Raw genomic sequence first — 18,784 nt, forward strand, 5'->3', positions numbered from 1 at the left:
GGCCTCGCGATGGCTGCCTGCCTGTTGCTGCTCGCATCCATCGCGGGGCTGTCGCTGGCGCTGCCGCACTTCGCCAAGCACGGCCAGCCGTTCGGATTCGACATCAGCGCCTACGGGGCGTCGGGCAACTCGCTGCTGGCCATGGGCGAGGACGGGCGCATCCTGTTCGAGGCTGACATCCTGTTCCGCGTGCCGCCGGACGACCGCTACGCCGACGAGGGCGTGTACACCGGCTGCATGTTCCGCATCGAGGGAGATGACATCGTGCGCGTGCAGGCGCACATCGACAAGGGCGAGCTGTACCGCTACACCTACGACGAGTTCGCCTCGGGCGCCTGCCCCGATCGCTGGGCCGAAGCGCTCGAATGGAACACGACGCTCATCGGCGAAGGGGCCTTCCTCAGCGCGTACGACCTGGTACAGCCGATCAGCTCCCCCGCCGAGGGCGAGCAGCCCGACAGCGAAACCGTCGGCGTGAAGTGCTATCAGAGGCTGGGCAGCACCGTCGACCTTCCCGTCACCGACGCGGCGGGCTCGCGCCTGTCCGATTATTGCTTCGGATTATGGACGAACGAAGACGCCGGCGTGGTCACCGGCTATCAGGATTACATCGACACGCTCGACGGCGCCACGCTCACCATCACCATCGAGAAGGCAGACGGCAGCCACGCCACGAAGTCCATCGAGCTGACCGCCGCCGACGTGAAGGCGAAGCTCGTGCCGTCCGAAACGGGCGCCACGCCCGAGCTTGAGCTGATTCCGCAGGTCGTCGACCCGTTCGAGGGCGGCGTGCAGGAGATGCTCAACAAGCGCAACGAGGGATTCACCTGGATCCACACCCTGTACGGCTCCGTGGTCGAGGAAACCTGCGAGCCCTTCCCGTTTGCGGACGAGCAGCTGCCGAGCCTCGAGCGCCCGCTCACCGAGCCCGCCGCCGAGCCTTCGCCGGAGGCGGCGTCCGCGGAACCCGAGGAAGAAGTCACGCCCGAGGACAGCTGGGTGGTGTGCAAGAACCCGCTGCGCCTGGGCGAGACGATCGACGTGCGGTTTCCCACCAACGTGACCGGAGATGGGGAGTTCGCGTCAACCGGAGCAAGCGGGTCGGCTGAAGGCTTGCTGACCTGCACCAACGGCACCGTCAGCACGCAGATTCCCGAAGGGGTCAGGGCGGCTGACCTCGCATCGTCTCACCAAGCTCCCCTCGGCGAGTTGCATATCGATGAGGATGGTTCCATCGGCGAGGGATTCGCATACGCGACCATCGACGTCACGGTGAAAAACACGTCGGACGTGCCGTTCTACGCAGACGCCGCGCAGGGGTGGTTCGGCACCATCCAGGAGCTGGGCGGCGAGCAGTTCTTCGTTCAAAGCAAGTCTTCTTGGCCGCTGTGGGCAAGCGGCATCGAGCGTCCGGCAAGCAACCGGAACGGGAATTCGTTCTTCGTGCCGATCCAGCCCGGCGAGACGAAAACGTTCACGGTGCTGCACGTCGTCGCCGTCGACGAGCTGGCAGACCCCACGTTCTCGTACCACTACCGCAACACCTCCTACGGCGGTCGCGCCACCGCCACCTACCGCATCGGCAGTCTCGTGCTGCCCTGACGGAAACCCCGCAGCGCCCACCCCTCCCAGCGCTGCGGGGATTTTCTCCTCCTCTCCGGAACAATCCCCCTTCCCGACCCGTATTGGTACCAGAGAGGTGAATGCATGCGCTTGCCGTTCCAACGACATACGAACCGCACCGCTGCGCGCGGCGGTTCCAAACAGCTGCGCTCGGACGCGTTCCTTCGCCGCGCCATGGACGCATGGGGCGATACCGTGCTGCGCGTCGCGCTTGCGCAGACCGGCTCGCCGAGCGATGCCGACGACGTGTTCCAGGACGTGTTCATGCGTCTGCTGGAGAACGACACCGCATTCGAAAGCGATGAGCACCTGAAGGCATGGCTGCTGCGCGTTACCATCAACCGTTGCCACGACCTGGCGCGTTCGGTTTGGAACCGTCGCACCGAGGGCTTCGAGCGGCAGCACGTCGACGTTGCCGCGCCCGACGCGTTCCGCGCCGACATCTGGGAGGTGGTTGGCGCGCTGCCGGCCGATCTGCGCGCCGTGGTGCACCTGTTCTACGTCGAGGGATACGCCACCGAAGAGATCGCAGCCATCATGGGATGCCGTCCCAGCACCGTGCGCACCCGCCTCCACCGAGCTCGCCAGCAGCTGCGAACATCGCTGCAGGACGAGATGGACGAACCTTCGCATCGCCCCGAGCCAAGCCGGGAGAGGAGTTGAGCTATGAGCGAGCACCGCACATCCGACCATCGACCGACCCTGGACGACTACTGCTCCATGATGCGCGACACGCACGCCTCCGACCAGCTGAGGAATGCCGTCCTGAGCAAAACGCGCGCTCGTCGCAACGGCGAGCGCCCAGCTTTTTTCAAGAGCAGCCGCATCAAGATTCTCGCAATAGCCGCCTGCCTCGTACTGCTGGTAGGCCTCGGCACGACCGCGCTCGCCCTTAACTCATCCATCGGGTTCGGCAACCTCGACGACAAGCCAGCCGAGCCCGCCGAGATCGACGCAAGTCCCGGAACAGGCACGGAGGAAGAATCGGGCAACTCGGCAACGCTTCACACGGAGCAGTTCACGGGAGGAGGCGGTTACAGCGGCCCCTGGTACAACCCTGCCGACGACACGTTCTGGAGCTACGAGTGGGCAGGCTACAAGTACCACTTCCCCGTGTACTGTACCGGCAACAACATCGAGTCGATCACTTATGAAATCGAAGGGGAGCGAAGCTACTTCGAGATCATCGACAAAACCGTCACCGCCGAACAGCACGCGAACGGCGTTCACACGTATCACTATCCCAAGTCCGTGACGTTCGACTACGATCACCAGGAATCGATCGACGATGAGCGTATCGTGGAACTTTACATCGGGTTCCCCCTGTCGGATTCCGGCCTCGAAGCATACAGCACGTTGAGGACTAGAGGATATTCCGAAGAAGCTAGCCGCCAGCTGGATACCGCCGTAGAAAAGAGCGCTGCAGAGGAGATCTCGACTTCTCGGCTTACCATGACCGTCACGTACGCCGACGGTTCGTCGCAAACGAAGGCGTACACGATCGATCCGGTCCCGGACTTCGACGAATTGTACGCGCAATACCACGACGCCCGCGAGGCCTTCCGCGATGTTGAACCGCCGAAGGGCGACGCAACCAGCGAGGAAATCGACGACTTTCAGAACAAGATGCCCCAGATGCCCAAGCTCTACACCATCACCGAGGTCGTCGAGGGATAAGCTGCGGGGAGAGTGCGTCGAGCGAGACGCGCCCTCCCCATCGACTTCACTCGAGGAACAGGACGCTCGTAGGCTCAAGGGCTCGCGCCAGCTCCTCCTCGGTTGGCAGGCAAAGCGTGTAGCGCGACGCGAACAGCCCTTTCTTGTCGGCCAACGCGGAGTACTTGGCCACGGTGGCGTCCTTCGTTGCGCAGAGGATGATGCCGATGGTGGGGTTATCGTCCGGCTGCGTGCAACGATCGTCGAACAAGCGCACGTAGAAGTCCATCTGGCCGACGTCCTGCGGTGAGATCTTCCCCGTCTTGAGGTCGATGAGCACGTAACATTTGAGGATGCAGTTGTAGAATACGAGATCGACGTAGTAGTTCTCCGTCTCCGCCGCGATGCGTTGCTGGCGCGCGACGAACGCGAACCCTTTGCCCAGCTCCAAGAGAAACTCTTGGAGTCGGTCCATGAGCGCTTGCTCCAACTCGTCTTCACGATACTGCGTGCGTCCGCCCATGTCGAGGAAGTCGAGCACATACGGGTCTTTGAGCAGCCCGTCAGCTTCGGTAGTCGGCTCGAGCTGTTTCACCTCTTGCCGCACGCCTTCGCGCCCCTCTTCGCGTGTGGCAAGGAGGCGCTCGTAGTAGAAGGAGTGGATCTCGCGATCGAGCTGGCGCACAGTCCACCGCTGATCGACGGCTTCGCGCATATAGAACAGGCGCTTTCTCTCATCCACCACACGTATGAGCAGGCGATAATGAGACCAGCTCAATTCGGAACACAGTGTGTTCCGAATTGGAAAGGCTAGGTGAAACTGCCTCATGTGCCGAAGAGCACGCTCAGTAAACCCCTTCCCGAACTCATTCGTCAGCCGCTCGGACAAGTACTCCATCAGGTGCTTGCCGTACTCGGCGCGATCTCCTTGCGCTTCCACGATCTGGCGCCCGATCTCCCAATACGCCTCGACCATCGCGTCGTTCACGGCAACTGCGGCGCGTTTTCGCGCAGCAGCCAGCGTATCGCGAACCGAATCGTACACCGCAGCATCGGCGCGAACCATGGAATCGTCCATGCTTGCTCCTCTCGTCCCCAATTGCACCGGAGCGCATCGTCGGGGTATTCCGTTGTCGTAGAGGATCTTGCAAGCGTGGTACGGGCGGCGCGGAATCCCACCGCCATCTATGGGCGCTCTCAGAAAAGAGTGCGCTTGCACTGGCTCTTTTGCGGAATATTATAGCACATAGTACAGAACATTTGTACTCATTTTGCTCTGTTTTACCGAGCGATACTCGGAAACTCGCCGCCTGAGCCCGGGGCGGCGTCCTGTAAACCGACACCGGCTCGACAGCGAGAATGCAGACTCGTGGCGGTTTTTGACGGAAAACCGCTTTCGAGCGAGGCTCCGGATCTACGAGCATGTGGCCGGGTTTCAGGAGCGACCTTTTGTCTGGTCAAACAAAAATTTCATAGCCTCGTGTCGAAAAGGAGCGCCCGCTCGAACGCGGTTTTCCGTCAAAAACCGCCACGAGCTTACCAGTCCGCCGCCGAACTGCTGCAGAGGCAACTCGACCGCACATCAAAAAGGGACCGGATCAAACGATCCGGCCCCGGAGATTGCTGGGCGCTTGCTGCTGGTGTGCTGGTGGCTCGTTCGCGAGTATGGTGGCGGGTGCGCCCCGGTTTCAAACCGACCGAAATCGGTGGTTAGGCGGTCACCTGCGCTTTCGTCGCGTTGATGTGCTGAAACACGGCCGCGGCGCCCGGGATGACGTCCACGGAGCCGTCGGCGGCCACGGACAGCAGCGTCGGCGCCTGCATGATGCGGTAGCGTTGAGCGAGCTCCACGTTCTCTTCGGCCAGCAGCTCCTCGTACGCGATGCCGGCGGCATCCATCTCGGCGGCAGCGAACTTGCAGTTCGGGCACGTGCGCGTGGCGACGAGGTAGAGGCCCGCGGGAAGCGTGCTATGGTCGGCGGCTTGCTCCGCAACGGGGATCGTCACGTGCGAGCCAGCTTGCCCGACGGTCTCGGCCGCCGCCGTCACGGCCACGGCGCCTTCGCGCGTCAGATGCGAATGCCCCAGGTCGTACTCCACGCGATCGGCGAATTCTTGCGACTTGCCGTCGTTCCAGTTTTTCACCGGACGGTAGTAGCCGGTGATACGCGAGTACACCTCAGTCTCCTCGTGGCAGCACGGGCACTCGTACACCTCGCCAGCGATGTAGCCGTGGTTCTTGCACACGGAATACGTGGGCGACATGGTGTAATACGGCAGCTTGTAGTTCTCGGCGATCTTGCGCACGAGCGTGGCGGCTGCCTTCCAATCGGGCAGCTTCTCGCCCAAGAACGCATGGAACACGGTGCCGGACGTGTACAACGTCTGCAGCCCGTCCTGCACGTCGAGCGCGCTGAAGATGTCGTCGGTGAAGCCCACCGGCAGGTGCGACGAGTTCGTGTAGTACGGTTTGCCCTGCTCGTTGGCCGTGATGATGTCGGGGAACTGCTCCTTGTCGTGCTTGGCGAAGCGGTACGTGGTGCTCTCGGCCGGCGTGGCCTCGAGGTTGTACAGGTCGCCGTATTCCTCCTGGTAGTCGGCCAGACGAGCGCGCATGTGGTTGAGCACGTCCTTCGTGAACGCCTGCGCCGGCTCCTGCGTCATGTCTGCGCGCAGCCACTGCGCGTTCAGGCACGCTTCGTTCATGCCCACGAGGCCGATCGTAGAGAAGTGGTTCTCGAACGTGCCCAGGTAGCGCTTCGTGTACGGGTACAGGCCCGCGTCGAGCAGGCGCGTGACCACTTCGCGCTTCGTGTGCAGCGAGCGCGCGGAGACGTCCATGAGATGATCGAGACGACGGTAGAAGTCGGCCTCGTCGGTGGCGAGGTAGGCCAGGCGCGGCATGTTGATGGTGACGACGCCGATGGAGCCCGTGGACTCGCCCGAGCCGAAGAACCCGCCCGACTTCTTGCGCAGTTCGCGCAGGTCGAGGCGCAAACGGCAGCACATGGAACGCACGTCGGACGGCTCCATGTCGGAGTTGATGTAGTTGGAGAAGTAGGGCGTGCCGTACTTCGAGGTCATCTCGAACAGCAGCTTGTTGTTCTCGGTTTCGCTCCAGTCGAAGTCGCGCGTGATGGAGTACGTGGGGATGGGGTACTGGAAGCCGCGGCCGTTCGCGTCGCCCTCGATCATGATCTCGATGAACGCCTTGTTCACCATGTCCATCTCGGCCTTGCAGTCGCCGTAGGTGAAGTCCATCTCCTTGCCGCCCACGATGGCCGGCTGGTCGCGCAGGTCGGCCGGGCACACCCAGTCGAGCGTGATGTTGCTGAACGGCGCCTGCGTGCCCCAACGCGACGGCGTGTTGACGCCGAACACGAACGACTCGACGCACTGCTTCGTTTCCTCGTACGTGAGATCGTCGACCTTCACGAAGGGCGCGAGGTACGTGTCGAAGCTCGAAAACGCCTGGGCGCCGGCCCATTCGTTCTGCATGATGCCGAGGAAGTTCACCATCTGGTTGCAGAGGCTGGACAAGTGGCTGGCCGGCTTCGAAGTGATCTTGCCCGGCACGCCGCCGAGGCCTTCCTGGATGAGCTGCTTGAGCGACCAACCCGCGCAGTAACCCGTCAGCATGGACAGATCGTGCAGGTGGATGTCGGCGTTGCGGTGGGCCTTCGCCACCTCGTCGTCGTAGATCTCGCTGAGCCAGTAGTTCGCCGTGATGGCGCCCGAGTTCGAGAGGATCAGGCCGCCGACGGAGTACGTGACCGTGGAGTTCTCCTTCACGCGCCAGTCCTCCACCTTGACGTACTGGTCCACGAGGTCCTTGTAGTCGAGCAGCGTCGCGTTGGCGTTACGCACCTTCTCGCGCTGCTTGCGGTACAGGATGTAGGACTTCGCCACGTCGGCGTACCCGGCCGTGGAAAGCACCTCCTCCACGCTGTCCTGCACGTCCTCGACGCTGACGATGCCGTCTTTGATGCGAGGTTCGAAATGCGCGGTCACGTTGAGGGCCAACAGGTCGATCGTGGAAGGATGGTACTGTTTCTCCAACGCGTCGAACGCTTTGGCGATGGCGCTCGAAATCTTTGCGATGTCGAATTCCGCGATCTTGCCGTCGCGCTTTTGAACCTCGTACATGCTCGCTCCTTTTGCTGTGGATTCGCTTCGTTTATGCGGCAGCGGACCGTCGTCCGCGCCTTGTATGCGGTAGCCCCCACCCTACCAGCGTCGCGGGGGTCAGTCAATGTTTGTCACCCATATGTTGAAGATACAACCACAAAGCACAACTATATATGGTAGGTTTCGCCATCTGGGGTTTTGCGCGGGCGCTCGACGAGGCTCTACGAAAAGCGACCTGCGCGTTTAGAACAAAGCACCGCGCGGTCCGTTTTGCAGACGCCCCGCGCCGAACCTTTCGGCGAGCGGCAGCGGGTTTGATCGCTAGGCTTCGGGGAGCTATGATGAAGCACGCAACCGATCCGAAGGAGCTCCCACCATGACCCATTTCCCCCTGCGCCGTGCCGAGCGCGCCATGTCTCGCGACGAGGCGCTGGCCGTGCTCGACGCCGCGGAGTTCGTCACGGTGTCCACCGTGGACGACGACGGCATGCCCTACGGCGTGCCGCTCTCCTTCGTGCGCATGGGCGAGGCGCTGTACTTCCACGCCACAAACGAAGGCGGCCACAAGACGGTCGACTTCCGACGCGACAACCGCGTGTGCGCGACCGCGGTGACGGGCGTCAAGGCGTTCTTCGAGGACGACGATTTCACTACGAGCTTCCGGTCGGTCATGGCGTTCGGTCGCATCCGCGAGGTGTCCGACGTGGGCGAGTTCAAGCACGCGCTGGTGAACCTGTGCATGAAGTACGTGCCCGAGGCGAAGCACGGCATCGGGAAGGCGATGGAGCTGGAAGGACCGCACACGGCTGTGTGGGCCATCGACATCGACGAGCTCAGCGGCAAGGCGCGCTCAGGCCCCCGCCACGCGGATGCGGGTGCGGACGCCGCAGGTGCCTGCGCGATCGCGGGCGCACGGGAGACGGCGTAGCCATGCGCATCGCCGGCTTGCAGAAGCTCACGCTGCTCGACTACCCGGGCAAAACCGCGGCCACGGTGTTCACGCCGGGCTGCAACTTCCGCTGCCCGTTCTGCCACAACGCCGATCTGGTGACGGGCGGCGCGGCGCACGAGACGACCGCGGGCGCGAGCGCGAGCGCCGACGCCATCTCGCTCGACGAGTTCTTCGCTTTTCTGAGCAAGCGCCAAGGGCTGCTCGACGGCGTGTGCATCTCGGGCGGCGAACCGTTGCTGCAGCCCGGCATCGAGGACTTCTGCGCACGCGTACGCGAGCTGGGGTACACGGTAAAGCTCGACACGAACGGCAGCTTCCCCGACCGCCTGCGCGCCCTCGTGAAGGCCGGCCTCGTGGACTGCGTGGCGATGGACGTGAAGAACGCGCCGGAGCGGTACGCCGAAACCGTCGGCGTGCCCGCGTTCGACCTCGCGCCGGTACAGGCCTCGCTCGACTTCCTGCTCACGGGCACCGTTCCCTACGAGGTGCGTACCACCGTGGTGCGCGAGCTGCATACCGCCGACGACCTGCACGCGCTGGCCGCGTGGGTGCAGGGCGTGCAGGCATGGCACCTGCAAAGCTTCATCGACGCGGAAAGCGTGCTGGGCGGCACCGGCCGCTTCCACGCGTGGGATCCCGACGACTTGAGAGCGCTGCTGCCCGAGCTGCAGCGACTGGTGCCCACCGTCGCGCTGCGCGGCGTGGAGTAGCGCGTCGTCGCGGGACGCGGACGAGCGCGGCGCGGCACCGCACGACGGTGACCGCTTCGCCACGTTACCGGCGAGCTTCAACCCTTTTTCAAAGCGGCATCATGACCGGCGATTCGCCGGCGCCCCGCCCTATACTGAGAGCTTGGCGCGCTGCACGGCGCGCCGGTTTGACGAGGACAAAGGGGGATGCATGCGTTCACGTTGGTTGGTTCTCTGCGCGCTTGCGGCGTGCTTGCTCGCGCCGCTGACGGGGTGCGTCGCCTCGCAACCGGAAGCCGCGCCCGAACAGCCGGCAACCGAGTTCGGCACGCCGTCTGACACCGACGGGGATGCTACCGCAGCCACGCCTCAGCCCGATGCCCAACCGTCCCACGAGCCCACGCTGGACGAGCGCGCCGCCGACAAAACGGCCTCCCTCACCCTCGAGCAGAAGGTGGCGCAGCTGTTCATCGTGCGCCCCGAATCCATCACGGGCGTGGACACCGTCACGCAGGCCGGCCCCGCCACCGAAGAGGCACTGCGAGCTTATCCCGTGGGCGGCATCGCCTACTTCCAGAAGAACCTGCTGGACCCCGACCAGACCGCCGCTATGCTGGCCAACGCGCAGGCGTATTCCGAGGAAGCCGTCGGCTTGCCGCTGTTCACCTGCGTTGACGAGGAGGGCGGCACCGTTTCGCGCGTCGGAGGCAACCCCGGCTTCCCCATCGAGAACGTGGGCGACATGGCCGACGTCGGCGCCGCCGACGACCCCGCGGCGGCAGAGGAGGTCGCGCGCACCATCGGCACGTACCTGCACGACCTGGGCTTCAACGTGGACTTCGCCCCCGACGCCGACATCTGCGGCGACCCCGCCGTCGACGTGATGGCGCTGCGTTCGTTCGGAACCGACCCGCAGCTCGTGGCGGCTATGGTGGAAGCGCAGGTCGAGGGGTTTGAAAGCGCGGGCATGCTGTGCACCGCCAAGCACTTCCCCGGCATCGGCGGCGTGATGGGAGACAGCCACGAGGGCGCCATCGTGTCCGAGAAAACCCTCGACGAACTGCGCGCCTTCGAGCTGGTTCCGTTCGAGGCAGCCATCGCGGCCGACGTCCCGTTCGTCATGGTGGGCCACCTTTCGGCGCCGAACGCCACGGGCGACGTCGTGCCCGCCTCCATCAACCCCGCCATCGTCACCGACCTGCTGCGCGAGGAGCTGGGCTACCAGAACCTCATCATCACCGACTCGATGGGCATGGGCGCCGTAGGCGACGTGGCCCCCGAGCAGATGGGCGTCGCGGCGCTCGAGGCGGGCGTCGACATCGTGCTCATGCCCGAGGATTTCGCCGCCACCTACCAAGGCGTGCTCGACGCCGTACACGACGGCCGCCTGACGGAAGCGCGCATCGACGAATCGGTGCAGCGCGTGGTGAGGGTGAAGCTCGCGCTGGAGGAGTAGCTGGTCCTATCGCCAACCTCAAGCGAAACCCTGGTGAACCACTACACGTCAACATCGGAAGCGGGACTGATCGCATAGGCTATCTGCGCAATATCGACCGCATCGGAGCAATAGGAAAGCTTCGCATTCGAGGGGAGGGCAAGGCCGAAAGAAACGACAAGCTCGCCTCGTTTCGAGCCTTCCTGCTTCGGAATGATGAACCCAGAAGCCACGCCTCCCCCGGAGGTCGAAAGCGGCACATGCACCGAAGATCCGGCAGACGGGGTAAGCACCATCCGAACTCCCTCGAGCGTGGACTGATCGGCGAAAATCGAGCTGGCCGCAGGAAGCACCTCGCTTTCGATCGCGGTCACGCACAAGGGCTCAACGGTCGAAGACACAAAAGCTCCGGTTTGCCCCGTCGCCTTTCCGGCCGCATCGATGGTGACGCAAGGTGCGGCAGGCACGGAGCAAGAGATACGAAGCGACCATTGGGCGTAGAGCGTTACGGTATCGCCAGGCGTCACGGCCAGATCGAGCACCGACGACCCGTCAGCATAAAAGTCGCCCGAGCCGTCGGGCTGCGTATTCCATCCTGCGAACGCATAGCCCGTACGCACAAATCCGTTCGCGGTCAGATTCTTGGATTCGCCGAAAACCATGGGCATCGATTCCATCGTACCCTGCCCCTCGTTGGAGTCGAACGAAACGGTGTACAGGCTCGTCCACTTCGCATAGGCCGTCGCATCTTCCGTGAGCGGCGTTCCGAAATCGTAAAGCGTCTCGTACGTTTCGTCGCAATACCAGCCATCGAAGCGATGCCCTGCCCACGACGGATCGTCTGGCCTTACGGGTGCCGAGTTGTAGAGCACCGCCTGAGACGCAACGGTCGAACCCCCGGGAGAGACAAACGAAAGAGTCACGGTCAATGGGGCGCCGCTTGAGGAGTCCGTCACTCTAATGCCGAGCGTCGTCGATCCGGGCTGTCCCGTGGACGGATCGCTCGAACCCTGCGACGAGGATGAATCCGTGATGCGCAGCCCCAGCTGCGTGCCTTCCGCGAACGCGGCCGTAGGCATCGCGAGCAAGCAGACGAACGCGAAGACTAAGGCTGCGTACGCAAGACCGGGCACGTTCTGCGCATTCAACCGTCTGGTCATGGCGAATAGTTCCTTCCGATGTCAGAGGCAGAAGCAGGGGCAGGTGCCCGGCAAATTGCTCGTGGCGGCAGTGCCACTCGCAGGGTCGCCATTCGAAGCCATCATAAGATAGTTCGAAGCGGTACCCGGGCTCACCGTTCGCATCCACCAAGGAATCGCTTCCGATTGCGATGACTGCTTGCCCTTCACCATGCTGGGATTCGGCGTCCAGCTGTTCGGCACTTTTCCCTGCCAGTATTCGTATTGCGAACCTTCGTTGCTGAGCCACGCCAACGTTGATATGCCGCTGTAGATGCCGTCCGAAAGCTCTCGATAGCTCGCGAGAAAAAGACTGTCGTTCGAAATCTCAACAGCGGGATCCGTCGAAGTTCTGTCTGGGCCGTAGTATTTCTTGACAGGCACGATAGCCTGCTGCAAAGCAGGAGGCACCTGGTCCCAGATGATGTTTTCGTCCTTCCCGTCGATCGTCGTATCCACACCGGGATTCATATTCGCCCGCAGCTCGCTTTGCCCCCAGCCTCCTATGCAGTTTGCAGCATCCTTCATTCGATACGTCATATCCAGCAGGTTCTTGAACTGGAACGTGAGGCCGGCCTTGCCGCCGGATACCTTGTCGTCATGGTTGATCCCGATAATTCGCAAGTCGTACGTTTGGCCGTCACCCCATGCGACCTTGCATTCGTACGCGGAATCGTCAGCGATATAACCCTGATAAACCTTCCAATACTCGGAGGACTCGCCGTTCGACGAGATGTCCTCGGCCTGAGCCTTCACTTCATCGAGGCTATACACGGAATTCTTCGAGACGTCTTTCAAATAGAAGCTCACGTTCTCAAATGTGCAGATCACGTTAGCGAGAGGTTTAACGCTCATGCCGTTATCGGCTGCGGACGACCGCACCGTGGCACCTTCAAGATTCAACCGATAGGTACAGTCGAGCCCGCCCTCTGCGGGAATCAAGAAGTCCTTCTCGCCACGAGGCTGCGCAGAACGAACCTCTGCACCGTATCCAAAATCGACGGCTTTAGAAACGTCATCGCCAGGGTACAGAGAGAAGAGCGCCTGGGATTCGAGCGCAGGGGAACCGTCGCCCGCCTCAAGGAGAGCCGAGGCCCCAACGTCTTCGCAGGACAGATTCGACAAGGTCACCATGCCGTTCGAATTGTTGACGAAGCGGCCCTTCGACGTGACGCTCGTCGCCGGGTTCGCCACGTCGTAGCCGTTGCCGTCGCCGAAGGTGACGGCGACCGGGGCGGTGACGCTGATGGGGGCCGCGGCGGCACGCTCGCCGGCGAGGTAGGCGGACGGAAGGAGCTGGCGGTCCTCGCTGACGACCGCGGGCTCGGACGAAGAAGCGTCGGCCTCGCCGGGGGCCACCTCGACCGAGCGCGAGGCGCGGGCGAGCTCGACGCCGTCGAGCGTCAGGGAGACGGCCACGTCGGCCGCGCCCTCGGACTTGCCGGCGACGGAGCCGTCGGCATCGACGGACAGGGGCTTCGCCGGGTATGAGTAGGACGCCTCCACCGGCTCGGGGGCAAGGAGCTCGCCGCCCTCGAGGAGGTCGGCGGTCTCGCCGGCGGCCAGGGCCAGCGGCTCCGCCGAGAGCGTCGCGGCGTACGGGAGCACGTGGTTGCCCGCGGCGGGAAGGCCGGGGCTCCAGGCATCCTCTGAGCCGGCCGGGCAGTAGACCGAGACTCCCGAGCACTCGGCGAGGGCGTCGGGGGCCACGTCCGGGCTGCCCAGCGCGACGACGCGCGAGAGCGAGCCGCACGCGGCGAAGGCGCGCGGGCCTACCGTCCGGGCGCTTTCGGGGAGCCAGGCCTCCGTCAGGGCGGTCGCCTCGAAGGCCCGCTCGCCTATTAATGTGACGCCGTCGGGGACGTCGATGGAGGCGAGCGAGGTGCAGCCCGCGAAGGCGGCGTCGCCGATCGCCGAGACGCCCGCCGGGAGGATGACGGACTCGAGGGTCGCCAGGTTCGAGAAGCCCGCGGGGGCGACGGCGCTCACGCGATAGGACGCGCCCCCGACCTCGGCGGTGGCGGGGATCGAGAGCTCCGAGGGGGCCTCGCCGCCCGCCCAGGAGGCCGAAAGGGTGTAGTCGTCGAGCACCTCGAAGGAGAGGCCGGCCCGCGGGGAGCCGGGATCCTCGCCTTCGGGCGCGTCGGGGCCGGCAGGTTCCAGCTCGGCCGTGTCGCCGGGGCTCGCCGGCTCGGCGAACCTCGCGAAGCCCGCGGCCTCCCAGACTTCGCGGCCGGCGCCTTCGGGCAGCGCGACGACGGCGGCCTTCGCGGCGTCGTCGAACGCGTCGGGCGCGATCTCGCGCACGTCGCCCAAGACCGTCAGGGACGAGAGGGCGCAGCCCGCGAGCGCGCCCGAGCCGATGGCCTCGACGCCCTCCGGGACGACGACGGCCCCGCCCGCGCCGGGCGGGCACGCGACGAGCGCCTTCACGTCCTTGGAATAGAGGATACCGTTCCGCGAGGAGAACGCGGCGCAGCCCTCCCCGACTTCGGCTTTAAGGAGCCTCCGGCACCGGGAAAATGCCGAGGCAGGGACAGTCGCCGTCTGGTCGGGGAGCATGGCCGCGCCCTCCTTGCCCTCGGGAACGAGCAGGAGGTCTGAGAGGTCCTTCGAGAAGAGCATGCCGTCGAAGGAGGAGTAGGCTTCGTTCTCGTGAGAGACGGCGATGCGGGACAGGGAATCGCAGCCGGAGAGAGCGCCGTCGGCGATCTCGGAGACGGTCGCGGGGATCGAGAGCGACTCGATCTCGGAGCCTTTAAGCAGGGGCCCGCAGCGCCCCTCGTCGTCGGCGACGCCGATCGCCCGCACCTCGTAGGGGTCGCCGCCGCTCGAAACGCGCGCGGGAACGACCACGTCGGCGGGCAGCTTCTCGCCGTACCAGCCGACGAGCGCGGCCGACGCGCCGTCGGGCTGCACGCGGAACACGAGGCCGTCGGCGCGCAGGTCGCCGGCGGCGGGCTTGGGGTCTTGGGAGAGCGGCACGCTCGCGGCCGCTTGAGAAGGCGAGCCGCCGGACGATGCGGTCGAACCGGCGGGATCTTGAGCGCCGTCGGCGAAGCCGACGGCCGGGGAGTCGGTTCCTTCGGAACCTAGGCTAGTTGAAAGCCCCCCCCCCGGAGGCGTTTTCCGGGTTCGGGGACGTGCTAGTTAAGCCCCCCCCCCCGGAGGTTTCGGAGGCCGCAAGCGCGCTCGACGCGCCGGCCAGGGCGAGGCCGAGGGCGAGTGCCGCCGCGCAGGCGGCCCTGCCGAGCCCCATCGTACGAGCCTTCTGGTTCCTCATGTCTCCCAGCACCTTCGCTTCTCGTTCTCGATATGCGGTATTTATCCCGCACTATGGTGGATATGTCCCACAGTATAGCCGTCGAAAACGATTTGTGAAGGGGCGAATTTCGGAGGCAAGGCTGCAAACGCAAGCGCCCCCAGGACGCATCATACCACCCTTCAATCGAGAAACGCGCTTGCGAACAGGTGCTATGAATCTCAGGAAGCGGGGCCTATGACGTAGGTCAGCTGCGCGACGTCGGCGGCGGATCCGACGAAGGAAAGCTTCGCGTTTGCGGGAATCGACAGGCCGAAGGACACCGAGAGCTTGCCCTTAGTCGGGATGGCGAAGCCCGCGGGCTGGCCGTCGCCCGAAGTGGCGAGGGGCACCTGCACGGGCGAGCCCGCGGAGGCGGGCGGCGTGAGCGTCACGCGCACGCCCGAGAGGGTGGTCGCATCGGCGAAGACGGACTCCACCCCTGCGAGCCTGGCGCTCTTGACGGCGCTCATCTCCAGGGGCGCGGCGGAGCCGGAGACGAACTCCTGGTCCTCGCCCGTGACGGCGCCCAAGGCGTCGACGGTGACGGCGGCCGCCGTCGGCACGTCGCAGACCACCTGGAGCGCCCATTGGGCGTAGAGCTTGACCTCCGAGCCCGCCGTCGCCGAGGCGAAGTCGACCTCGGCCCCGTCGGCGTAGGGCGCGCCCGAGCCGTCGGGCTTCGTGTTCCATTCCTTGAAGGTGTAGCCGGTCCTGGTGAAGGAGTTCGCGGCCAGGGCCTTCTTTTGGCCGACGACCATATCCATGGGGGCCATGTCGCCCTCGCCGCCGTTCTTGTTGAAGGCCACCGTGTAGCTAGCAGCCCATTTCGCATAGAGCACCTTATCCGATGCCACGGCAGCATTGAAGTCGTAAGGCTGGGTGCATCCGACGTCGGAGAACCAGCCTTCGAACTCGTAGCCGGCTTTCGACGGGTCGGCGGGCCTCGCTGCCAAGCCACCATGGTCAACCGTTTGAGAATCGACGAGCGTGCCGCCATCCGTTTCGAACGATACCGTGTAAACGTGTACGGTCCAGTGCGCATAAAGGATCAGGTTTCCAAGCACCGCGGCATCGAAGTCGTAAGCCGAGCCACCGGAAGGCTCCGTGAACCATCCAGCGAAGGCGTGGCCTTCCCAAACGGGATCGGCCGGTTCGGTGACGGCCGTGTTGTACGCGACAATCTGATCGCTCACTGCCGATCCGCCATTTGCGTCGAACGTCACCGTCACGGTAAGCGGAGCCGGATTCGACGAGTCGGTCACTCGGATGCCGAGCTGGGTCGAGCCGGGCTCACCTTCCTCGCCCGAACCTTGGCTCTGCGAAGAATCGGTGATGCGCAGGCCCAGCTGGGTGCCAGTCGAACCATCGGCGAAAGATGCACCGGGAAACGCTATCGACATCGCAAGCGAAAACACCAACGCCGCGCCAAGCATCTTTCTCATTCTTTCGTGCAACATTACTTCCGCCATCCTTTCCGCACCTCCATTAGAGGCAGAAGCAGGGGCACACGCCATTCGAATTACTTGCACCGTTATAGCTTCCAGGATTACCGTTCGGAGCTACGAAGGCGAAACTCGAACTTCCCTCATAAGGAGCAATGGAGCGTTCCCACCAGATAATCGCCGACGAAGAGGACTGATTGCATTTGGAAAGAAGAGGGTTTCCTGCAGCATTGTTGGTCACCTTGCCTTTCCAATACTCATACTGGTCGCCCTCTTGCGAAGTCCAAGGATAGCTGTCCGACCAATAGCTGCTTGCAACAAGCTCCGAGTAACTCGCTACGAACAGCTTATCAGGAGAAACAACGACGGTATCCGCATCGCTAGACTGCGCGTATCTCTTTTCCACCTCCACGATGGCATCCTGCAACTCGCCAGGAACCATGCTCCATATGGCGTTATCGTCGGTTCCGTACGCAACGCTGTCCTCTCCCGGATTCATCCGGGCTCGCAACTCGCTCGCTCCCCAACCTCCTGCATTAGTGTTGAACGAGGAAGTTCCCGCGTTAAAACGATATCCTTTGTTGTAGCCCCAATCGTCTAAGTCATGAGGCTCGAGGCAGTTCACGAACTGGAAGGTGAGGCCTGCCGTGCCGGAATTGTCTGACTTGGTGTCGTGGTTGACGCCTATGATCCGCACGTCGTAAGAGACGCCGTCCCACTTCGTCTTGCACTCGTATCGTTTTTCGTCGGATACGTAGCCGATGTACCGATCGTAGTACGGCGACCCCGCACCTCTGGCGGAGATATCTTCAGCATGTGCCTTGACTTCGGCTAAGCTGGCTATCGTTGTCCTTGAGATAGAAATCGTCAGTTTCTTCACCCTGGCCAATCGCCTCAAATGTGCAGGTCAGAGTGGATAGTGGCTGCACCGACATGCCGTTATCGGCGGCAGAGGCCTTTACTTGGGCGCTTCCCAAATTCAAACGGTACACGCATTCCAGCTTAGAACCCGCATCGATGGAGAAAGCACCGATGCCCAGCGTTACGACGTTCACCTCGGAACCGTAACCGAGGTCGACAGCCTTCGAATCCGCACCTGACGGATAGAGGCCGAAAAGCTTCTGGGAGGCCAAGGCCGGTGCTCCCGACCTTGGCTCGAGCACCTTGTCGGCACCGTTGTCGGCGCACTCCACCTTGGCAAGTTGAACTTTGCTGTCAGAATTGTTCTCGAAGTAGCCCGTCGAAGTCACGCTCGTCGGCGGATTGGCCACGTCGTAGCCGTTGCCGTCGCCAAACGTAACAACAATTGGAGCGGTCACGTTAATGGAAGTCGCTCTGGTGTTGAGCGAAGCGAGATATTCAGCAGGCAGAATCGGACGCTCTTCGTTGATTTTCGGAATTTCCGAAGTCGGGACACTGCCAGTCACATCTTCCATAGAGTCTTCACTCTCAGATTCGCGTATCGGCTCGTTCGTCGTACGCTCTTCCATTGCGAGTTCGTTATGCAAATCCTCAGCATTATCAGGCTGTGCGTCATTTTCCAAAGGTGCCGACTCGGCATCAAGTGGGCTTGCGACAATCGTCTGCGTTTCTTTCGAATAAAGTGTACCGTCCTCCGAGTAGAAGGCCATGTTGCCCTCCCCGACCTCGACGGCTTTAAGCCTCGGGCACCGGGAAAATGCCGAGGCAGGGACAGTCGCCGTCTGGTCGGGGATAGCAGCTACGCCCTCCTTGCCCTCGGGAACGAACAGGAGGTCTTCGAGATCCTTCGAGAACAGCATGCCGTCGAAGGAGGAGTAGGCTTCGTTTTCTTCCGAGACTATGATGCGCGCGAGGGAATCGCAGCCGGAGAGGGCGCCGTCGACAATCTTCTCAACAGACGCGGGAATAGTGAGATACTCCACTTCGGAACCCTTGAGAATGGCTTCGTCTTCGACTGCGACCACCTCAAAATTGCTCGTCCCAGTCGACACGCTGGCAGGGATCGCGACGTTGCCAGGAAGCGCCTTTCCGTACCAGCCGACGAGCGCGACGGACGCGCCGTCGGGCATAATGCGGTACACGAGGCCGTCGGCGCGGATCTCGCCGACCATCACGGGCAGGGAGTCTTTCGAAAGAGCGACCTCGCTTTCGATGCGAGCCACAGCCGGGGTGTCGTCGTCAGCCTCGCCTTCTAGATTGGCAGCCTCTCCAACATCAAAGGTCGCGAAAGATAGAATAAGAGCAACGAGCGCCGCCATCGCGTATTTGGCACAAACGCACTTACAGCTTCCTTGTTTCACGCGATCCTCCTCTTAGACGCTCTCAGACAGAAAGAGTCGAGCTCGCTTAATCAAAGCGAGCCCTATCAGGCACTCTTCAACTTGTACGGCAGTAT

At 63.3% G+C, this 18,784-nt stretch carries 13 protein-coding genes; 6 read left to right on the forward strand and 7 right to left on the reverse strand.

Annotated features, from left to right (window positions below; genetic code table 11):
* Positions 1-9 precede the first annotated feature (9 nt).
* The 3 genes from C1A15_RS16655 (at position 10) to C1A15_RS16665 (ending at position 3,300) form a co-directional block, all read left to right on the forward strand.
* The gene (locus tag C1A15_RS16655) at positions 10-1,602 is read left to right on the forward strand and encodes a hypothetical protein (RefSeq protein WP_101723605.1); all 1,593 of its coding nucleotides are present in this window, start codon (positions 10-12) and stop codon (positions 1,600-1,602) included.
* Between the two features lie 105 nt (positions 1,603-1,707).
* Positions 1,708-2,286, forward strand: a complete 579-nt coding sequence (locus C1A15_RS16660; RefSeq protein ID WP_101723606.1) for an RNA polymerase sigma factor — start codon at positions 1,708-1,710, stop codon at positions 2,284-2,286.
* Positions 2,287-2,289: 3 nt separating this feature from the next.
* Complete coding sequence (locus C1A15_RS16665; protein WP_180953131.1) at positions 2,290-3,300, forward strand: hypothetical protein; 1,011 nt, start codon at positions 2,290-2,292, stop codon at positions 3,298-3,300.
* Between the two features lie 46 nt (positions 3,301-3,346).
* On the opposite strand, the gene C1A15_RS16670 is transcribed toward C1A15_RS16665, so the two are convergent.
* Complete coding sequence (locus C1A15_RS16670) at positions 3,347-4,357, reverse strand: PDDEXK nuclease domain-containing protein (RefSeq protein WP_101723607.1); 1,011 nt, start codon at positions 4,355-4,357, stop codon at positions 3,347-3,349.
* Positions 4,358-4,989: 632 nt separating this feature from the next.
* Positions 4,990-7,425 (reverse strand): ribonucleoside triphosphate reductase, encoded by a 2,436-nt coding sequence (locus tag C1A15_RS16675; protein WP_101723608.1) that lies wholly within the window; start codon positions 7,423-7,425, stop codon positions 4,990-4,992.
* A 358-nt stretch (positions 7,426-7,783) separates the two neighbouring features.
* On the opposite strand from C1A15_RS16675, the gene C1A15_RS16680 reads away from it, so the two are divergent.
* The 3 genes from C1A15_RS16680 (at position 7,784) to C1A15_RS16690 (ending at position 10,504) form a co-directional block, all read left to right on the forward strand.
* On the forward strand, positions 7,784-8,335 hold the full coding sequence (locus C1A15_RS16680) for a pyridoxamine 5'-phosphate oxidase family protein (protein ID WP_101723609.1): 552 nt from the start codon (positions 7,784-7,786) through the stop codon (positions 8,333-8,335).
* Positions 8,336-8,337: 2 nt separating this feature from the next.
* Positions 8,338-9,069, forward strand: a complete 732-nt coding sequence (locus C1A15_RS16685) for an anaerobic ribonucleoside-triphosphate reductase activating protein (protein ID WP_101723610.1) — start codon at positions 8,338-8,340, stop codon at positions 9,067-9,069.
* Positions 9,070-9,259: 190 nt separating this feature from the next.
* The gene (locus C1A15_RS16690) at positions 9,260-10,504 is read left to right on the forward strand and encodes a glycoside hydrolase family 3 protein (protein ID WP_101723611.1); all 1,245 of its coding nucleotides are present in this window, start codon (positions 9,260-9,262) and stop codon (positions 10,502-10,504) included.
* A 41-nt stretch (positions 10,505-10,545) separates the two neighbouring features.
* Here C1A15_RS16690 and C1A15_RS16695 read toward each other — a convergent pair whose 3' ends face one another.
* The 5 genes from C1A15_RS16695 to C1A15_RS16715 form a co-directional block, all read right to left on the reverse strand.
* Positions 10,546-11,643 (reverse strand): InlB B-repeat-containing protein, encoded by a 1,098-nt coding sequence (locus C1A15_RS16695; RefSeq protein WP_101723612.1) that lies wholly within the window; start codon positions 11,641-11,643, stop codon positions 10,546-10,548.
* A gap of 21 nt (positions 11,644-11,664) precedes the next feature.
* The gene (locus tag C1A15_RS16700) at positions 11,665-14,646 is read right to left on the reverse strand and encodes a leucine-rich repeat protein (protein WP_101723613.1); all 2,982 of its coding nucleotides are present in this window, start codon (positions 14,644-14,646) and stop codon (positions 11,665-11,667) included.
* 498 nt (positions 14,647-15,144) lie between these two features.
* Positions 15,145-16,422: an InlB B-repeat-containing protein gene (locus tag C1A15_RS16710; RefSeq protein WP_180953132.1), complete on the reverse strand. Its 1,278-nt coding sequence runs from the start codon at positions 16,420-16,422 to the stop codon at positions 15,145-15,147.
* A gap of 28 nt (positions 16,423-16,450) precedes the next feature.
* Positions 16,451-17,287 (reverse strand): DUF6273 domain-containing protein, encoded by an 837-nt coding sequence (locus tag C1A15_RS16920; RefSeq protein ID WP_146001886.1) that lies wholly within the window; start codon positions 17,285-17,287, stop codon positions 16,451-16,453.
* Complete coding sequence (locus C1A15_RS16715) at positions 17,217-18,689, reverse strand: leucine-rich repeat domain-containing protein (protein ID WP_146001887.1); 1,473 nt, start codon at positions 18,687-18,689, stop codon at positions 17,217-17,219. The genes C1A15_RS16920 and C1A15_RS16715 overlap by 71 nt, the downstream gene beginning before the upstream one ends.
* Between the last annotated feature and the right edge of the window lie 95 nt (positions 18,690-18,784).

The sequence above is a fragment of the Eggerthella timonensis genome, from assembly GCF_900184265.1.
GTDB classification, from domain to species: Bacteria; Actinomycetota; Coriobacteriia; order Coriobacteriales; family Eggerthellaceae; genus Eggerthella; species Eggerthella timonensis.

Excerpts from the sequence above, each read along its gene's own strand:
- C1A15_RS16655 (WP_101723605.1), top strand. The coding sequence starts at position 10 with ATGGCTGCCTGCCTGTTGCTGCTCGCATCCATCGCGGGGCTGTCGCTG.
- C1A15_RS16660 (WP_101723606.1), top strand. The coding sequence starts at position 1,708 with ATGCGCTTGCCGTTCCAACGACATACGAACCGCACCGCTGCGCGCGGC.
- C1A15_RS16665 (WP_180953131.1), top strand. The coding sequence starts at position 2,290 with ATGAGCGAGCACCGCACATCCGACCATCGACCGACCCTGGACGACTAC.
- C1A15_RS16670 (WP_101723607.1), bottom strand. The coding sequence starts at position 4,357 with ATGGACGATTCCATGGTTCGCGCCGATGCTGCGGTGTACGATTCGGTT.
- C1A15_RS16675 (WP_101723608.1), bottom strand. The coding sequence starts at position 7,425 with ATGTACGAGGTTCAAAAGCGCGACGGCAAGATCGCGGAATTCGACATC.
- C1A15_RS16680 (WP_101723609.1), top strand. The coding sequence starts at position 7,784 with ATGACCCATTTCCCCCTGCGCCGTGCCGAGCGCGCCATGTCTCGCGAC.
- C1A15_RS16685 (WP_101723610.1), top strand. The coding sequence starts at position 8,338 with ATGCGCATCGCCGGCTTGCAGAAGCTCACGCTGCTCGACTACCCGGGC.
- C1A15_RS16690 (WP_101723611.1), top strand. The coding sequence starts at position 9,260 with ATGCGTTCACGTTGGTTGGTTCTCTGCGCGCTTGCGGCGTGCTTGCTC.
- C1A15_RS16695 (WP_101723612.1), bottom strand. The coding sequence starts at position 11,643 with ATGACCAGACGGTTGAATGCGCAGAACGTGCCCGGTCTTGCGTACGCA.
- C1A15_RS16710 (WP_180953132.1), bottom strand. The coding sequence starts at position 16,422 with ATGTTGCACGAAAGAATGAGAAAGATGCTTGGCGCGGCGTTGGTGTTT.